At 33.5% G+C, this 17,378-nt stretch carries 15 protein-coding genes and 1 riboswitch; of the genes, 9 read left to right on the top strand and 6 right to left on the bottom strand.

Annotated elements, in window-relative coordinates:
- Positions 1-14: 14 nt before the first annotated feature.
- From GBH57_RS15495 to clpX, 4 genes are all read left to right on the top strand, one after another.
- Positions 15-1,550, top strand: a complete 1,536-nt coding sequence (locus GBH57_RS15495; RefSeq protein WP_151675412.1) for an SGNH/GDSL hydrolase family protein — start codon at positions 15-17, stop codon at positions 1,548-1,550.
- A 212-nt stretch (positions 1,551-1,762) separates the two neighbouring features.
- The gene (gene tig / locus GBH57_RS15490) at positions 1,763-3,082 is read left to right on the top strand and encodes a trigger factor (protein WP_151675411.1); all 1,320 of its coding nucleotides are present in this window, start codon (positions 1,763-1,765) and stop codon (positions 3,080-3,082) included.
- Between the two features lie 164 nt (positions 3,083-3,246).
- Positions 3,247-3,921, top strand: coding sequence for an ATP-dependent Clp endopeptidase proteolytic subunit ClpP (clpP, locus tag GBH57_RS15485; protein ID WP_151675410.1), 675 nt, complete (start codon positions 3,247-3,249; stop codon positions 3,919-3,921).
- 110 nt (positions 3,922-4,031) lie between these two features.
- Entirely contained in the window at positions 4,032-5,264 is a 1,233-nt protein-coding gene (gene clpX / locus GBH57_RS15480; protein ID WP_151675409.1) for an ATP-dependent Clp protease ATP-binding subunit ClpX, read from the top strand.
- Positions 5,265-5,429: 165 nt separating this feature from the next.
- Here the strand turns inward: clpX and GBH57_RS15475 are convergent, their stop codons facing one another.
- Positions 5,430-5,615, bottom strand: coding sequence for a hypothetical protein (locus GBH57_RS15475; RefSeq protein WP_151675408.1), 186 nt, complete (start codon positions 5,613-5,615; stop codon positions 5,430-5,432).
- Between the two features lie 194 nt (positions 5,616-5,809).
- Positions 5,810-7,324, bottom strand: coding sequence for a GH3 auxin-responsive promoter family protein (locus tag GBH57_RS15470; protein ID WP_151675407.1), 1,515 nt, complete (start codon positions 7,322-7,324; stop codon positions 5,810-5,812).
- Positions 7,325-7,367: 43 nt separating this feature from the next.
- Here GBH57_RS15470 and GBH57_RS15465 point away from each other — a divergent pair, with 43 nt between their 5' ends.
- Positions 7,368-8,162, top strand: coding sequence for a DUF2797 domain-containing protein (locus GBH57_RS15465; RefSeq protein ID WP_151675406.1), 795 nt, complete (start codon positions 7,368-7,370; stop codon positions 8,160-8,162).
- Positions 8,163-8,179: 17 nt separating this feature from the next.
- On the opposite strand, the gene GBH57_RS15460 is transcribed toward GBH57_RS15465, so the two are convergent.
- Genes GBH57_RS15460 through GBH57_RS15450 form a run of 3 tightly spaced genes read right to left on the bottom strand, consistent with a single transcriptional unit; the run spans position 8,180 to position 12,260 of the window.
- Positions 8,180-8,809, bottom strand: coding sequence for a LysE family transporter (locus GBH57_RS15460; RefSeq protein ID WP_151675405.1), 630 nt, complete (start codon positions 8,807-8,809; stop codon positions 8,180-8,182).
- Positions 8,810-8,855: 46 nt separating this feature from the next.
- A complete protein-coding gene (locus tag GBH57_RS15455; RefSeq protein ID WP_151675404.1) occupies positions 8,856-11,552 on the bottom strand; it encodes an AsmA family protein in 2,697 nt (898 codons plus the stop codon).
- Positions 11,553-11,561: 9 nt separating this feature from the next.
- The gene (locus GBH57_RS15450) at positions 11,562-12,260 is read right to left on the bottom strand and encodes a queuosine precursor transporter (protein WP_151675403.1); all 699 of its coding nucleotides are present in this window, start codon (positions 12,258-12,260) and stop codon (positions 11,562-11,564) included.
- Between the two features lie 75 nt (positions 12,261-12,335).
- Here GBH57_RS15450 and folK point away from each other — a divergent pair, with 75 nt between their 5' ends.
- Positions 12,336-13,463, top strand: a complete 1,128-nt coding sequence (gene folK / locus GBH57_RS15445) for a 2-amino-4-hydroxy-6-hydroxymethyldihydropteridine diphosphokinase (protein ID WP_151675402.1) — start codon at positions 12,336-12,338, stop codon at positions 13,461-13,463.
- 13 nt (positions 13,464-13,476) lie between these two features.
- On the opposite strand, the gene GBH57_RS15440 is transcribed toward folK, so the two are convergent.
- Positions 13,477-14,013 carry an RNA methyltransferase gene (locus tag GBH57_RS15440; protein ID WP_151675401.1) on the bottom strand — a complete coding sequence of 179 codons (537 nt, stop codon included), beginning with the start codon at positions 14,011-14,013 and terminating at the stop codon, positions 13,477-13,479.
- A gap of 281 nt (positions 14,014-14,294) precedes the next feature.
- Positions 14,295-14,420: riboswitch (SAM riboswitch) on the top strand.
- A gap of 107 nt (positions 14,421-14,527) precedes the next feature.
- Between GBH57_RS15440 and GBH57_RS15435 the strand changes: the two genes are divergently transcribed.
- Genes GBH57_RS15435 through GBH57_RS15425 form a run of 3 tightly spaced genes read left to right on the top strand, consistent with a single transcriptional unit; the run spans position 14,528 to position 17,322 of the window.
- Positions 14,528-15,823, top strand: coding sequence for an O-acetylhomoserine aminocarboxypropyltransferase/cysteine synthase family protein (locus tag GBH57_RS15435; protein ID WP_151675400.1), 1,296 nt, complete (start codon positions 14,528-14,530; stop codon positions 15,821-15,823).
- A 51-nt stretch (positions 15,824-15,874) separates the two neighbouring features.
- Positions 15,875-16,327: an OsmC family protein gene (locus GBH57_RS15430; protein WP_151675399.1), complete on the top strand. Its 453-nt coding sequence runs from the start codon at positions 15,875-15,877 to the stop codon at positions 16,325-16,327.
- Positions 16,328-16,335: 8 nt separating this feature from the next.
- Complete coding sequence (locus GBH57_RS15425; protein ID WP_151675398.1) at positions 16,336-17,322, top strand: alpha/beta fold hydrolase; 987 nt, start codon at positions 16,336-16,338, stop codon at positions 17,320-17,322.
- The last annotated feature ends 56 nt before the right edge of the window (positions 17,323-17,378 follow it).

Here is a 17,378-nt window from a genome sequence, read left to right as displayed (position 1 = left end):
AAAAAATCAATAAGATGAAAAATACTATAAAATTTATGATTGGTTTAGCTGCCGTAGGTTTGGTAAGCTGTGAGCCAGAATTTGATACTCCTGTTGATGAGGGGTTTTACGATAATGGAGATGCAGACTTTTCTACTTACGTCGCTGTTGGTAATTCTTTAACAGCAGGTTATGCAGATAGCGCATTATATATTTCAGGACAAGAAAACTCATATCCTAATATTATGGCAACTCAATTCACTTTCGTTGGAGGTGGTGAGTTTACACAACCATTAATGTCAGATAACTTAGGAGGTTTGTTTTTAAACGGTACTGAAGTTGCTGGAAATAGACTTGTTTTGTCTAATGATGAAAATGGAAATCCTTTTCCAACTACATTAGAAGGTGTTGGTACTACTGAAATTACAACAAGTGCAACAGGGCCTTTTAATAATATGGGGGTTCCTGGAGCTAAAAGTTTTCATTTAGTAGCACCTGGATATGGTGATGCTGGAGGAGTTTTAAGTGGAACAGCTAACCCTTATTATGCAAGATTTGCAACTAGTTCAAGTGCAACTGTGATTTCTGATGCTGTGTCTTTAAACCCAACATTCTTTAGTTTGTGGATAGGTAATAATGATATTCTTTCTTATGCTACTTCTGGAGGTTCAGGGGTTGATCAAACGGGTAATTTAGATCCTTCAACTTATGGTAGTAATGACATAACAGATCCTAATGTTTTTGCAGCAGCTTATAGCGCGCAGGTAGATGCATTAACTTCTGGTGGTGCTAAAGGTGCTTTGGTAAACATACCAAATATTACTTCAATTCCATATTTCACAACTGTTCCTGCTCGTTCTATTCCTTTGGATGCAGCAACTGCAGGAGCATTAAATGCTCAGTTTGGACAATATAATACTCAAGTATTACCAGGATTAGTTCAGTTTGGAGTTATTACTGCTGAGGAAGCAGCTTCAAGAACAATAAATTTTGTTGAAGGTGTAAACTTTCCAATAATTGTTGATACTGATTTAACAGATGTTAGTGGAGTTTTACAGGGGCCACCTTTAAACCTTCCACCAGCAACAGCAATGTTATTAGGGCAATTACGTCAAGCAAACTCTAGTGATTTAGTTGTTTTACCAGCATCTAGTGTTTTAGGCTCAACACCAGACCCATCAAATCCTCAGGGAGTTGTAGGGGTGTCTATTCCTTTAGCTAATCAATTTGTGCTTACTAGTGTGGAGCAAGAGAGAGTTTCAGTTGCAGCACAATCTTATAATGCTACAATCCAAGCGTTAGCAGCTGCTAATGATCTTGCATTTGTTGATGCGCGTTCAGCTTTAGCAGATGTAGCGGCAGGTGGTGTAGCAATTGACGGAGGTGTATTGACTTCTACATATGTTACAGGTGGAGCGTTTTCTTTAGATGGTGTTCATCCAACAGCTCGTGGATATGCTTTTACAACTAATGCTATTATTGAAGCTATTAATAAAAAGTATAACGCAACTGTACCAACAGTTGCTCCGGGAAGTTTCCCTTCAGTTACTTTAGAGAATAATGTAAACTAAAACAATAGTTTATACTTACTGAAAACCGCTCTATTTATTTAGAGCGGTTTTTTTATTCCTTAAAATTATATTTGTTTATGAGTTATTTAACTCAGTATTTTGAAATGCAAGATACTTGTTGTGTATGCTAATTTGTCGTATTTTTGCACGCTCGTAAAAAGCACGAATTGATGTGCTTAAGCGTTTAAATAAGAAGAAAAGGAAAGACTCTCATGGATATTAAAAAGAAAGACATTGATGCGTTAAATGCAGTAGTAACGGTAGAAATCAAGAAAGATGATTACCAGTCTAATGTAGAAAAAGTATTAAATAATTATAGAAAAACTGCTAACATCCCAGGTTTTAGAAAAGGTCATATCCCAATGGGAATGGTTAAAAAACAATACGGACAATCAGTTTTAGTTGAAGAGGTTAATAAACTTCTTCAAGAAGGACTACATAAGTTTTTAAATGAAGAAAAACTCGATGTTTTGGGTAATCCTTTGCCTAAAAATGAAACAGCTATCGATTGGAAATCTGATGACTTTACATTCGAATTTGACTTAGGTCTTGCGCCAAAGTTTGATGTTGATGTTAAGAAAAAAGCAGTAACAAACTATAAAGTTGTTGCAGATGATGAAATGTTAGACAACCAAGTGAAAACAATTCGTAAGCAATATGGGAAACTTACTTCTCAAGATGCAGTCGCAAAAGGAGTTGAAATAACTGGAACTTTTTCTAATGATGAAGCAGGAATAGAGAAAAGTACAACAATAGAGTTAGATGCACTTAAAGGCAAAACTCAAATTAAAGCATTAACTGGAGCTAAAGTTGGTGATGTTGTTACGCTTAAAACAAAAGGATTGTTTGCAGATGATCACGATAACCAAAAATATTTAGGCGTAGATCACGATGCTGCTCACGGTCTTGATGTTGAGGTTTCTTTCAAAGTAGAGGAAGTAAATACTCGTGAAATGGCAGAACTTAATCAAGAACTTTTTGATAAGCTTTTTGGGAAAGATGTTGTAACTTCTGAAGATGAATTAAAGGCTAAAATTAAAGAAGATGCTGAACAACAGTTTATGCAACAAAGTGATCAAAAACTTTTAAATGACGTTGTAGAATCATTAATTGAGAATACAAAATTTGATCTTCCAACGCAGTTTTTAGAAAGATGGATTCAAACATCTTCTGAAAAGCCAATGACAGATGAAGAAGCAAAAGCTGAATTTGAAAGAAGCGAAAAAGGATTGCGTTACCAGTTAATTGAAGGGAAGTTACGTGCGGAAAATAACTTGCAAGTAACCTTTGATGAGTTGAAAGATTATAGCCGTCAAATGATTAAAGCTCAAATGGCTCAGTTTGGTCAAATGGATCCTAGTGACGAAGAGCTAGATAATATTGCAGCGCGTATTATGTCTAACCAAGAAGAAGTTAAACGTTTAAGCGAGCAATTAAACACAAATAAACTTTTACAATATTTTAAGGAAAATGCAAAACTTAAGACTAAAGAGGTTTCTTATGATAAATTCATTAAAGAAGCGTACGCATAAGTCTTTAAAATATTAACTATCTTTAGGGCGCTTTATATATCAATAGAGCGCCCTTGTTTTTTGGTAACTTTAGTATAGTTTAATTAAAAGACAAAGGTGTTAAAGCTGTAAAATTTTGGCGAAAGCCATAAAATATCAACGATTAAAGTAGATTTAAAAGGACTATGGATTACGGAAAAGAATTTAAAAAATACGCAATAAAGGATCAGGGAATAAGCAGTACGTACTACGATAAAATAATGAGTAGTATGTATCCTGTAAACTTAACTCCTAATATTATTGAAGAGCGACAAATGAACGCTGTTGCAATGGATGTTTTTTCTCGACTAATGATGGATAGAATTATCTTTCTTGGTACAGGAATTAATGACCAAGTAGCAAATATTGTACAAGCGCAATTGTTATTTTTAGAAAGCACAGATGCTTCTAAAGATATTCAAATTTACATAAACTCTCCAGGTGGGAGTGTATATGCTGGATTAGGTATATATGATACAATGCAATTTATTAAACCCGATGTTGCAACAATTTGTACAGGTATGGCAGCTTCAATGGGAGCAGTTTTATTATGTGCAGGTGAAAAAGGAAAACGTAGTGGTTTAACACACTCACGTGTTATGATTCACCAACCTATGGGTGGAGCTCAAGGACAAGCTAGTGATATTGAAATTACAGCTCGTGAAATCATTACACTAAAAGAAGAATTGTATAAAATAATCTCAAATCACTCAGGACAACCTTATGACAAGGTTTATGAGGATAGTGACCGTGATTACTGGATGAAAGCAGATCGTGCTAAAGAGTATGGTATGATAGACGAAATTTTAGCACGTAACTAGTATGTAGCTTACGCGAAAATTATAAGCATCCACGACTTGTAGTGAAATTATCCATTGCAAATCACCGATGAAATTTAGAATTCTGAATTTATAATTCATAATTAAAAAAAATGGCAAAGGAAGTATTAGAGTGTTCTTTCTGTGGAAGAAAAAAGGCAGATACAAGTTTACTAATCGCTGGTTTAGACGCGCACATTTGTGATCGTTGTATTGAACAAGCGCATGGTATTGTAGTAGAAGAAGCAACACATTCTGGTGATGAGGAGTTAAGTAATGAATTAATGCTAAAAAAGCCTAAAAATATAAAGGCATTTTTAGATGATTACGTTATAGGACAAGATCACACTAAAAGAGTGATGTCTGTGGCAGTATATAATCACTATAAAAGATTATTACAGCCTAAAACGGATGACGATATTGAAATTCAGAAAAGTAATATCATTATTGTTGGGCAAACAGGAACTGGTAAAACACTAGTTGCTAAAACTATTGCAAGAATGTTAAATGTGCCTTTAGCAATTGTTGATGCAACAGTGCTAACGGAAGCAGGTTACGTAGGTGAAGATGTTGAAAGTATTTTAACTCGTTTATTGCAAGCAGCAGACTATAATCTTGAGAAAGCTCAAAACGGTATTGTTTTTATTGATGAAATCGATAAAATTGCTCGTAAGAGTGATAACCCATCAATTACACGTGATGTAAGTGGTGAAGGTGTGCAACAAGCGTTACTTAAGTTGTTAGAAGGTACAGTTGTAAATGTGCCCCCTAAAGGTGGACGTAAGCATCCAGATCAAAAATTTATTGAAGTAAATACGGAAAATATATTATTTATTGCAGGTGGAGCTTTTGATGGAATTAACCGTCATATCTCTAAACGATTAAATTTACAAGCAGTTGGTTTTAGTGCTTCAATGAAAGAGAATTTGTTAGAGACAGATCAAATGTTGCGTTATATCATACCTAAGGATTTAAAAGACTTTGGATTGATTCCTGAAATAATTGGTCGACTTCCTGTATTAACTTATATGAATCCATTAGACAAGGGAACGCTTAGAGCTATTTTAACAGAGCCGAAGAATGCTATTGTTAAACAATACAAGAAGTTATTTGAAATGGACGGTATTGAGCTTATAATAACTATTGAAGCTTTAGATTTTATTGTAGAGCAAGCTATAGTGTACAAATTAGGAGCAAGAGGTTTGCGCTCACTTTGTGAAGCTGTGTTAACTGATGCAATGTTCGACCTGCCGGGTACTGACGAGAAAGTATTAAAGGTGACTAAAGAGTATGCTGAAGAGAAACTTAATAAATCTACCATTAAGAAGTTGAAAGCAGTTTCTTAACTATAAACTAAAAGCTAGTAGATAGCGATTAGTATAATCAGTTTAAAATAAAAGAGCCAAATGTAAATTACATTTGGCTCTTTTATATATATAATAAGTTGAAAAAAAAGACTCCCAGTTGAATGTTCAACTAGGAGTCTTTTAAAACTTAACTTAAACTTATTTTTATGGAGTAACAATCACCTTTTTAGTTGATGTATTCAGTATTTTTTGTTCCATTAGCTCTGTTTTACTTTTTAAAGTGTAACCTGCTAATTCAGTATCGCTATTTTTTATAGAATTAGTTGTTCCGCAAGACGTAAATGTGCTTGTTAAAACTACTGCTGCTAAAATTAAAATTGCTTTTTTCATTATTATGTAACTTCTATTGTACAGTGCAAAACTACATCGTAAGAAAAGTACTACCAAAACTATTGGCTGAACGTAGTGGAAATTCGTTGAAATACATTTTCCTTAATGTGTTTCGGTAAAGCGCCTGAAATTAACGTTTTACGGGATGTTTTTAATCCGATTAAAGATGTATTTGGGCGATATGTTAATATTTACTACTTGTTAAGTTGCAGTAATTCTTCTAAAAAGTCACGTGTATTTGAAAGTCTAGGAACTTTATGTTGGCCTCCAAGTTTATCGTGTTGTTTGAGCCAATCGTAAAACAAGTGATTTCTTCCTTGGTGAATTGTAGGGGCATTTAAAGTAGTGTTGTTGAAACGTTTTGCCTCATAATCGCTATTGACTTCCATTAACGCTTGGTCAAGTGTCTCAGAAAACGTTTTAAAGCTTTTAGGTGGATCTTTAAATTCTATTATCCACTCGTGTGCACCTTTTTCTTTTCCTTCCATAAAAATAGGTGCGGCGGTGTATTCTACTATTTCACAACCTGTAACCAAAGAAGCTTTTTTTAATGCGGCTTCAGCATTTTCAATTATCAACTCTTCACCAAATACATTAATATGGTGTTTGGTTCTTCCGGTTACTTTAATTCGATAGGGATCTACAGAAGTAAATCGAACAGTATCACCAACTTTATAGCGCCAAAGACCAGCGTTAGTTGTTATAACAATTGCATAATTTTTGTTTACTTCAACATCTTCTAATGAAATTATTTTTTGAGAAGGGCTTCCGTAAGAATCCGTAGGGATAAATTCGTAGAAAATTCCGTAATCGAGCATTAAGAGTAATTCTTTGCTGCTATTTCTGTCTTGGATTGCAAAAAAGCCTTCACTTGCATTATAAATTTCGTAATATCTAAAGGAGTCTTTTGGCAGTAACTTATTGTATTGTTCAATATATGGGTCGAAACTTACGCCTCCGTGAAAATATACTTCAAGGTTTGGCCAAACTTCAAAGAGATTTCCTTTCCCTGTGGTTTCCATAACGTTGTTTAATAACACTAACATCCACGATGGAACTCCAGCCAAACTAGTTACATTTTCTTTAATGGTTTCATCTACAATGGCTTGCATTTTAGTTTCCCAGTCTCCCATTAAACTAACTTCACTACTTGGAGTGCTGCTATATTCTGCCCAAAAAGGCATATTGTCAATTAAAATAGCAGATAAGTCGCCAAAAATAGTTCCGTTTTCTTTGTATAATTCTTTGCTTCCGCCTAAGCGTAAACTCTTACCAACAAATAATTGTGAATCTTCATTATTGTTTAAATACATGCAAAGTAAATCTTTACTTGCAGCATAATGACACTGCTCTAATGATGCTGTGCTAACTGGGATAAATTTACTTTTAGCGTTTGTGGTTCCGCTAGATTTAGCAAACCATTTTATAGGAGTAGGCCAGAAAATATTTGTTTCTCCTCTTCTTGCACGCTCAATTCGTTCTTGGTTTTCTTCGTATGTTGTAATTGGTAGTCGTTCGGCAAATTCACGATAAGTTTTTATGCTTGCAAAATCATACAGCTTACCTATCTCAGTATTTTTTGCAGTTTGAATTAAGTTTTCAAGTAATTCATTCTGCACATCAATTGGGTACTTAATAAAGAGTTCAATTTGATGAGAACGCTTTTTTAAGAACCAAGAGGCAATAGAATTTACTATGGGAATTGGCATAATTTTGACCTATCTTTAAAGTTTAAAAATACAATTTTATTTTATGCAGTACCAAGGCGTTCTAACAAAAATGCAAACTGAAATAGGTTCACCTATTCAGTATTATTTAGTTTTCGAAAATGATTTTTTAAATGTTAACCAATTACTTGATAAGCAAGTTACTATCAATTTTGTAGGATACCAATGCCTTAATTGTAAAAAAAATAAAAAAATCTATAGACAGGGATTTTGCTATGATTGTTTTTTTGAAATTCCGCAAGCTGCAGATTGGATCATGAAACCTGAGCTAAGTAAAGCGCATTTAGGTATTGAAGATCGTGATTTAGAATACGAGGAGAAAGTGCAGCTTAAGCCTCATGTTGTTTATTTAGCCAATAGTAGTAATGTTAAAGTAGGGGTGACTCGAAAAACTCAAATTCCAACTCGATGGATTGATCAAGGTGCCCATGAAGCAATTGAAATTGTAGAGGTTCCTAATCGGTATCTTGCGGGTATTACTGAAGTCGCTTTAAAAGATTATGTGGGTGATAAAACTAATTGGCGCACAATGCTTAAAAATGAAATTCAAGATGAAGATCTTGTTGCTTGGCGTGATAAGTTGCGACAGTATATTCCTGAAGAGGCACAGCAGTATTTTATAGAAAGTAATACTGAAACTAACCTAGAGTTTCCAGTTTTAAAATTTCCGAAGAAATTAAGAACACTCAATTTAACTAAGACTCCAGAATATACGGGAGTACTTAAAGGGATAAAAGGGCAGTATCTAATTTTTGATGATGATACAGTTTTTAATGTAAGAAGCAACGAAGGTTTTGTCGTTACGTTGCGTGTATCTTAAATTGAATATTTCTGAAATTAGAAATACGAAAATTTAATGGCTTGAAGAACGCCAATTACAACAAGAGCGATACCTGTTATTGTTGAAATTCGGCTTTTAGAATTAGTTGATTTTCTATTAAGTTTTTCGCTCCAAATTGCATAAGCATAAAGTGTGGCTGTTTTACCTAAAAAAATTCCTAAAAAGAAGAGAAGTAGTGTCGATACCATACTCATTTCTGAAATATGAATTCCATACATTCTTATTACAGTGTATGCTAGTACCCAAAACAATATTACTGGAGGGTTGATAAATGCAAATAAAAAGCCTCTTAAAAATGTATGTATTTTTATGTTGAATTTTAGATTGAGGTTTTTAGTGGGTATCTGTTTTTTTAATAATATGCCCATACCTATTATGATAAACAAACTAAATACAGTAATCTGAATCCAGAGGTTTTCTTTGAAGAAACCTACAAAGATTTTAGTGTAATATAGGGTTGCTATTGCTATTGCAATCTCACCTAAACCTGCACCTATTATTAATAAACGTGATTTGTAAATGGAGTGGTTTAACGTAGTGTTTATTACTGCTAAATTTGCTGCTCCAGGTGGTGCTGCAGCAATGACCGCAGCTATAAAACCTATTATAAGTGTTAATAAAAACATACACTATAGGTAGCCAAATTAAGAAGATACTTACAGTGTGTTTAAATTAATTTCCTTTTTCAATAGAATCCTTTGCTTTGTTTTTATTTCCAAAAATCCCTCCTAAAACATCTTTAATTACAGTTTGAGGATCTTCTTTTGGAGGAGTTGTAGTTTGATTAGTGGTAGTAGAATCTTTCGGTTTTAGAATTCCGTTTAGAATTCCACCTACGGTACCACCTGTTGTATTGTTTCCGCTTGAATTTCCTCCTCCAGTGATAATGTCTTTTATAGCATTTGTACCTTTATCAATCAATTCATCTTTTTGCTTGTCAATTAGTTTTTGAGTTAGTTCACTAATAGCAGCTTTTGTGTTTAGATTAATTTTAGGATTTGTAAAATTTCCTGTTAATCCTATAGGAAGAGCAACAGTCATCGCATTTGCTTCGGCAGGATTTATTTTAGATAATAGTGATGTTACTTCACTTCCTAAGTATCTAGCAGGAACATCAAGCTTTACATTATAATTCATCTGTTGATCTAGACCGTGAGAACCTCCTGCAGTTACTTTAATTCCTTTTACATCAAAGTTAAATGGAGCTACTATTATGTTTCCGTCATTAAAGGTAAGGTTTGTTGTAACATCACGAAGGCTTAGCTTGTCAAGATCTATAAATGTTAATTGTTGACTTAATTGAGAGAGTAATGGCATTTGGTTTTTGTCTACTTCAGCAGTAAGTATTTCAGCAAATGCAGTACCTGCTAATGTTTTTAAATTAGGAGTAAGGTCTTGATTTAAATTTCCATTTAATTTAAATTTAGTAGTCATACTACCTTGAAGTGCTTTAGCTACTGGAGCTAAAAACTTTAACAAACCTAACTTAGAAAAAGATTCTTCAATATTAATTTTGCTTAAGTCTAAGTCCATTCCGAAAGTAGGAGTAGTTTGTTTTGTATTAACGTTTCCGTCGATAGCGATATCTCCACCAAAAATTGTTGATGTCACGTTTTTTAAGGCTGCGGTTTCGTCTTTAATTGAAACACTTCCTTTCGTATTTTCTAATACTAAATCATCGTACAGCACTTTGTTTACATTAAAGTCTAGAGTAGCATCAAGAAAATCTGGCAATTTAAAACTAGCCTCTTCATTAAAAGATGTATTATTGCTGCTTTTTCCAGTGGCGGGTGTTTCAGTAGTCATAAAATCATTCACGTTAAAAGTGTTTGATGTTACTTTAAAACGCCCTTTTAAATCTTGTTTTGCCATAACCCAAGGGATAAGGTTTTGTATGCTTCCGGTGGCATTCATATCTGTACTTCCTGAACGTGCTGTCATATTGTCTAGCTGTATGTTTCCAGGGCTCATTGTAATTGCTGCGTTGTCAATGTTTATTGGATTTTTAAATGCAGCATCTTGGTATGTAAAATCCTTAATACTTGCAGTACCGTTAGTTTTGATATTTTGGTATTGCTCTGTTTCCACAGATTTCATATCAAAGTTTGTTATGACGTCTGCTTTAAAAATTCCTGTTAATTTTTTATCAAGTTCGACAGGTAATACTTTCTCAATATTTGCAAGGTTTATAGTCCCTTTTAATGCAAGGTTAATCAACATGTTATTTGTGAAATCTTTAATATTTCCGCTAAGGTTAAATAGCTCTTCGTCAATTTTGAAAGTCATTCCTGCAATGTTAAGATAGGTGTCTTTAAGTAGACCGGTGCTATTAACTAAATCTGCATTTATAGAAATATCGCGTACAGTTTTAGGTAAATTGGGGTATTTGAAAGAGGCGTTTTCACTACGAACTTTTATATTCATTGTTGGGATATGCTCCTCATCAACAATACCTTTAAGTACACCATTTACTGTAAAATTTCCAGTAGTGGTTACTCCGTCTAACTCCTTCACATATTCCTTTGGGATTACCGCAAGAAAGTTTTTAAAGTCTGAGCTTGGGGTATTGAAAGTTAGATCAATTTCATTGCTGTTTTCATTGACTTTTACAAAACCATCAAATTTTAATGGAAGCTCGTTAACTTTGGCTTCATTTTCTAGAAATGTATATTTCTGATTAGTAAGATCCATTTGAAAAACAGCGTCAAGAGCTACTTTATTATTGGACAAATAAGCTAGTTTGTCCATTTTGTATGAGACAATCGCACTGGTGTAAGTGTCAAGTTCTAAGTTGTCTAAACTAAAATCTCCTGTTCCTTCATGGTTTAGTTCTTTGAGAGATAAATATGTTTTAGTAGACTCGTCTATATAATTAACACGCGAATTTTTTAATTCATAATGTTGTAAGTCGAAGGTAAATCCACTGCTTTCATTTTGTGACGTTTGTTCAGCTGCACCAGAATTATTTTTCTTGGTAATGTCATAATTAGCAACTCCATTTTCATTTACAAGAATGTTGATATAAGTGTTGTTAAGAATAATTTCATCTAGTTTTATGGGGTTATCTCCGCTTTTGAAAAGCGGTGTAATACCCATATGTAATTTAAGTTGTTCTCCGCTAGCTAACGTATCGCCGGCAAAAGGTTCTTTATTAATTACACTGAAATTTTCGACAACTAAAGTTGCATTAGGAAAACTACGAACAAGGCTTAAGTCAAAATTTTCCCAAGCCACAGTTGCGTTAATGTTTTTATTAATATTTTTAACTAATAGCTTTTCTAACGATCCTTTAAAAAGATATGGTGCGGCAAGTAAAAATAGGATGATAACACCCAAAACAATTCCACTAATTTTCAATACTTTTTTCATGCTTATTTTTTAATAATCGTTAAGTTCTTCTCCTTGTTTAAGGTTAAATCGGTCTCTAATAATGCCAACGGCTAAATATAAAAAAGGGGTGTCTAGTGCTGCTACTATTACTTTAAATAAAAAGCCGCTCAATAAAAGGCCACTAAATAATGCCCAATCTATTTTCCCAAAACTACAGAGCAATAATAATACCGTAGCTGTATCTACAAATTGTGATATAAAAGTTGAGAAATTATTCCGCAACCATAAATGTTTTCCTTTTGTTAATCGTTTCCAAAAATGAAAAATTTGAATATCGATAAACTGTGCCAATAGATACGCCATCATTGAAGCAAAAACTGCAATGGAAGTCGCGCCAAAAACCTTAGTAAACATTCCATTATCGATTGGACTCCAGCTTGTAGCGGGAACATAATCTGCTATTAAAATAATTGCGAGTGAGAAAAATGAAGCAAATATACCAGCAATCACTAGTTGGTTTGCCTTTCGTTTTCCGTAAACTTCACTTACAATGTCAGTTATTAAAAATGTAATTGGGTACGGAAGTATTCCTACTGAAATTTCAAACGTATAAATACCAAAGAAATCCCAATAAAAGAACTTCTGGAATATTAAGTTAGAAACCACTAGCGAACATATAAACAATGCTCCTAAAATGAGATAGATACGCTGTGCAGCTAGTTGGTCTTTGAAATTAAGGGAATTCACGTCTTGTTTTATTGTTTGCAAAGATATAAGGCACTAGTTTTGTTTTTCTTAAATTCGTTATAAAATACCTTAGTTATCATTCAATATCACACCATATATCTTAGTTTAGGTAGTAACCTAGGTAATCGCTTCGAACATTTGCAAGCGGCTGTAAATGTATTATTTAAAGAGTTAGGTTCAGTAAATAAAATTTCAGCAGTTTATGAAACTCCAGCTTTAGGCTTTGATGGAGGTGACTTTTTAAATTGTGTTGTTGAAGTCTCAACAATAATGACTTCAAGTAAGACATTAAAAACTGTCTTAGCTATTGAAAAAAAGTTAGGAAGAGAGCGAGCTGAAGTTGAGGGGTATACGTCAAGGGTTATTGATATAGATATATTGCTTTATAACGATGATGTCATTGAAAGTAAAAGCTTACAAGTTCCACATCCACGCATTCAAGAGCGTAAATTTGTTTTACAGCCACTTGTGGAAATAAATTCAAGCCTTTTTCATCCATCGTTTAAGCAGAGTTTTGTTACGCTTTTAGAACAAACTTCAGATACTAGCACTATTGTTAAGCAGTCTAAATGGCTTCGTAATCCTAGAAGTGATTATGATTTTAGCAATATTAATTATATCGCAATAGAAGGAAATATAGGAGCGGGAAAAACAAGTTTAGCGCATTTAATCTCAAACGACTTTAATGCGAAACTTATATTAGAACGTTTTAAAGATAATCCATTTTTACCTAAATTTTACGAAGATCAGCAACGCTATGCGTTTCCTTTAGAGATGTCATTTTTGGCAGATAGATACCAACAACTTTTAGAGGATATAAAACAATTTGATTTGTTTAAAGATTATGTTGTAGCGGATTATGACGTTTATAAGTCGTTAATTTTTGCGAAAGTGACGCTACAGCCAGAAGAATACAATTTGTACAAAAAGCTTTTTCATTTAATGCATAAAGAATTAGCTAAGCCAGATGTATATATTTATTTGTATCAAAACACAGAGCGATTATTAGCGAATATTAAAAAGCGAGGAAGAAGCTACGAGAAGAGTATTGAAGCTGAATACCTTCAAAAAATTAATGATGGATATTTAGAGTATATTAAAAACACGCACAACGATAATATTAAGATAATTGATATATCAGAAATGGATTTCGTGAAAAATAGAGCCCACTATATTTCAATACTAGAACAAATATTACATTAGAGTATATTAATTTCTAGTGTCTAATTTTAGAAAATAAATCCCAAACTACCACACCAGTACTTACCGAAATATTAAGTGAATGTTTTGTTCCGTATTGCGGTATTTCAATAACGCCATCGCTTGATGTAACAACTTCTTGTTGCACACCTTTAACCTCGTGACCAAAGACTATTGCGTACGTTTTATCTTTTTCAATAGCGAAATCCTGAAGTGCTATTGAATTTTCAGCTTGCTCTATCGCTACGACATAAACACCTAGGCTTTGCAATTTGTTAACTACGTCCATTGTGTTTTCAGCATATTCCCATTCAACACTATCTGTAGCTCCAAGGGCAGTCTTTTGAATATCCTTATGTGGTGGCTGCGCTGTAATACCGCAGAGGTATATTTTCTTAACTAAAAAAGCATCTGCCGTTCTAAAAACAGAACCAATATTATTTAAACTTCTAATATTATCCAGAATAATAATAATAGGTGTTTTTTCTGAAATTTTAAAGGTTTCAGCATCTATACGATCTAACTCACTATTTTTTAGCTTCCTATTTTTCATTGTGCAAAATTAGCCAAAATTAAAGAAGAACTAGAGTGAAAACCTGATTCAAAAAGGAAGCAAGACTATATTATTTAGTTTAGCGTGCTTAACAGGCTAGTTAAAATTTCAGCTTAAAAACTAATGATATTATTTATTTTCTTTTATATCCGCTTTATGCGGTAATTAAATCTAAATTATCGGTATTAAATATCTATTATCGGAAAAATATTCTTTTTTATTTGGAAGTTTAAAATATTTTTCACAATATTTGTACTCACAAAGTTCAAAGCTTTATTGAAATGTTATCAAGAAAGGTGGAGGGATTAGACCCTACGAAACCTTAGCAACCCTCGATGTCATACCGTAATTTCGGTTTCGAGAAGGTGCTAAATTCTACTAAAACGAAAGTTAAAGATAGATAACGACCACACAATGTTTTTTCAGAATATTGTAGTCAATTCTTATAACATTTTTCTAAATCATTATTAATAGACCTTACTAAAACAGAGCGGTCAACCAAAAAATTAGAAAAATGAGTACCCAAAAATTTGCAACCCAAGCATTACATGCAGGACACGATGTAACAAAACACGGTGGAACACGCGCGGTTCCTATTTATCAATCAACAGCATATGTTTTTGATGATTCTGATGATGCTGCGGGACGATTTAATTTAACTGTCCCAAATTACATTTATACACGTTTAAATAATCCTACGAACGATGTTTTAGAACAACGATTAGCAGCACTTGAGGGAGGTATCGCGTCTGTTGTTACAGCGTCTGGAACTGCTGCTATTTCTACGGCATTGCTTACACTTTTAAAAGCAGGAGATCATATTGTTGCATCAAGTAGTTTGTATGGGGGGACCTATAATTTATTAAGCGTAACATTACCTCGCCACGGGATAACAACAACGTTTGTTGATCCTTCAAACCCTGAAAATTTTAATAAAGCAGCAAAGGAAAACACTCGTGCTTTCTTTATTGAATCCTTAGGAAACCCAAAGCTTGATGTGCTTGATATTGAGGCAATCTCAAAAGAGGCTAAGTTGTATAAAGTACCATTAATTGTAGATAATACAGTGGCAACACCTTATCTGTTAAACCCTATTGCATATGGAGCCAACGTAGTAATACACTCACTCACAAAATATATTAACGGAAATGGAACTGCTTTGGGTGGTGTTATAATTGATGCAGGGACTTTTGATTGGACAAATGGAAAATTTCCAGAATTTACCGAGCCATCAGCAGGTTATCATGGATTAGTTTATAGTGAGGCTATTGGACCAGCAGCTTTTATTGCTAAAATTAGAGTTGAAGGACTTCGTGATTATGGTGGAGCATTAAGTCCATTTAATGCATTTCAAATTATTCAGGGTTTAGAAACACTAGAATTACGTATAAAAAAGCATAGCGAAAATGCGCTTGAATTGGCAAAATGGTTACAAGAACAACCAGAAGTTAATTGGGTAAACTATCCAGGATTAGAAACAAGTGCTTATACTAAGCTTGCTAGAAAATACCTGCCAAATGGTCAAAGCGGTGTAGTTACTTTTGGTGTTGAAGGTGGGTATGATTCGGCTAAAGCGATTGCAGATACGACTAAGTTATTTTCTCTTTTAGCAAATATAGGCGATACAAAATCTCTTATTATTCATCCAGCAAGTACTACACATCAACAATTGAATGATGAAGCTCAATTGGCTACAGGTGTTAGTAAAGATTTGATCAGATTGTCTGTAGGTATTGAAAATATTGAAGATTTAAAGTCTGATTTAAAAGAAGCATTTATTATAGTTCGGGAAACTGTTCTTCAGAAATAGTATGGCTTTTATTAGAAAACTACTATATAATTTCATTTTAATAAAAACATTATGAGCGATTTATTATTTACAGTTGCGGGAGAAAATACTTCTGCAACTCACTTTATAGGAAACACAAGACAGTTTAGTTTAATAGTCGATGAACCCGAAGGATTAGGCGGTACTGATGAGGGTCCAAACCCAGTAGAATATATTCTTGCTGGTCTTGCCGGTTGCACAAATGTAATTGGTCACATAGTGGCAAAAGAATTAGGCTTTACCATTAAGAAATTGAAAATCGAAGTTTCAGGCGAATTAAATCCTCAGCGATTTTTAGGAGTCTCGCAAGAGGAAAGAGCGGGATTTAAGTCTATTAGTCTTAATCTCATTCCAGAAACTGATGCAAGTGTCAAAACACTAACAAAATGGTTGCAAATTGTTGAGGATCGTTGTCCTGTAAGTGACACCATTCAAAATAAAACACCGTTAAAAATTTCACTTCAAAAAGAATATAGCTTCCAGTAATTTAAATAATGGACAAGCTAAAATATATATCAATACCAACATATTTCACTGAAAGTGGAAGAGAGATAACTACTAATTTATCGTATCAGATTTTTGGGAGAACGTTAGGCGATGCGCCTATTGTACTTGTAAATCATGCATTAACAGCTAATTCTAATGTGCTAGGGGTTTCGGGATGGTGGAATAAAATTATTGGAAAAGAAAAATGTATTAGTACAGAAACTTATACGGTTTTAGCTTTTAATGTTCCGGGAAACGGTTTTGATACTAAGGCCGAAAATATTATTGAAGATTATAAAAATTTTACAGCTAGAGATGTCGCTCAATTATTTTTATTAGGATTACAGCAATTGCGCATCAATAAGGTTTTTGCAATCATTGGAGGTTCAACGGGAGGAGGTATTGCTTGGGAAATGGTAGCGATAAATCAAGTTGTAATAGAGCATTTAATCCCAATAGCTTCAGACTGGAAGTCAACGGATTGGGTGTTGGCAAATTGTCATATTCAAGATAGTATTTTGAATAATTCAGCAAATCCATTGTTCGATGCTAGAATACATGCAATGACTTTGTACAGAACACCAGAATCATTAACCGAAAAATTTAAAAGAACTGAAAAGGAGAAAGGGCTTTATAATGTTGAAAGTTGGCTTAACTATCACGGAAACGAATTGACAAGTAGGTTTCAGCTTTCAGCATATAAGTTAATGAATCACTTGTTAAAAACGGTAGATATTACCAGAGGAAGAGGTGAATTTTTAGAAGTAGCCACAACGATTTCTTCAAGCATTCACATTATTACAATTAATTCAGATTTATTTTTTAAGCCGCAAGAAAATTGGAAAACCTATACATACTTGAAATTATTAAAAGACAATGTAACTATAAGTGAAATTAATTCTATTCATGGTCATGATGCTTTTTTAATTGAATATGATCAGTTGTCAAAAATTCTGAAACCAATTTTTAAAACTGAAAAAGAGGTTTCAAAATAAAATAATATTACAAAATAAAAAGATGTTTATGAGTGCTATAATAGAGTCAAAACAGG

The organism is Patiriisocius marinus (assembly GCF_008974325.1).
GTDB lineage: Bacteria > Bacteroidota > Bacteroidia > Flavobacteriales > Flavobacteriaceae > Patiriisocius > Patiriisocius marinus.
This window is presented reverse-complemented; position numbering and strand designations above follow the sequence as displayed.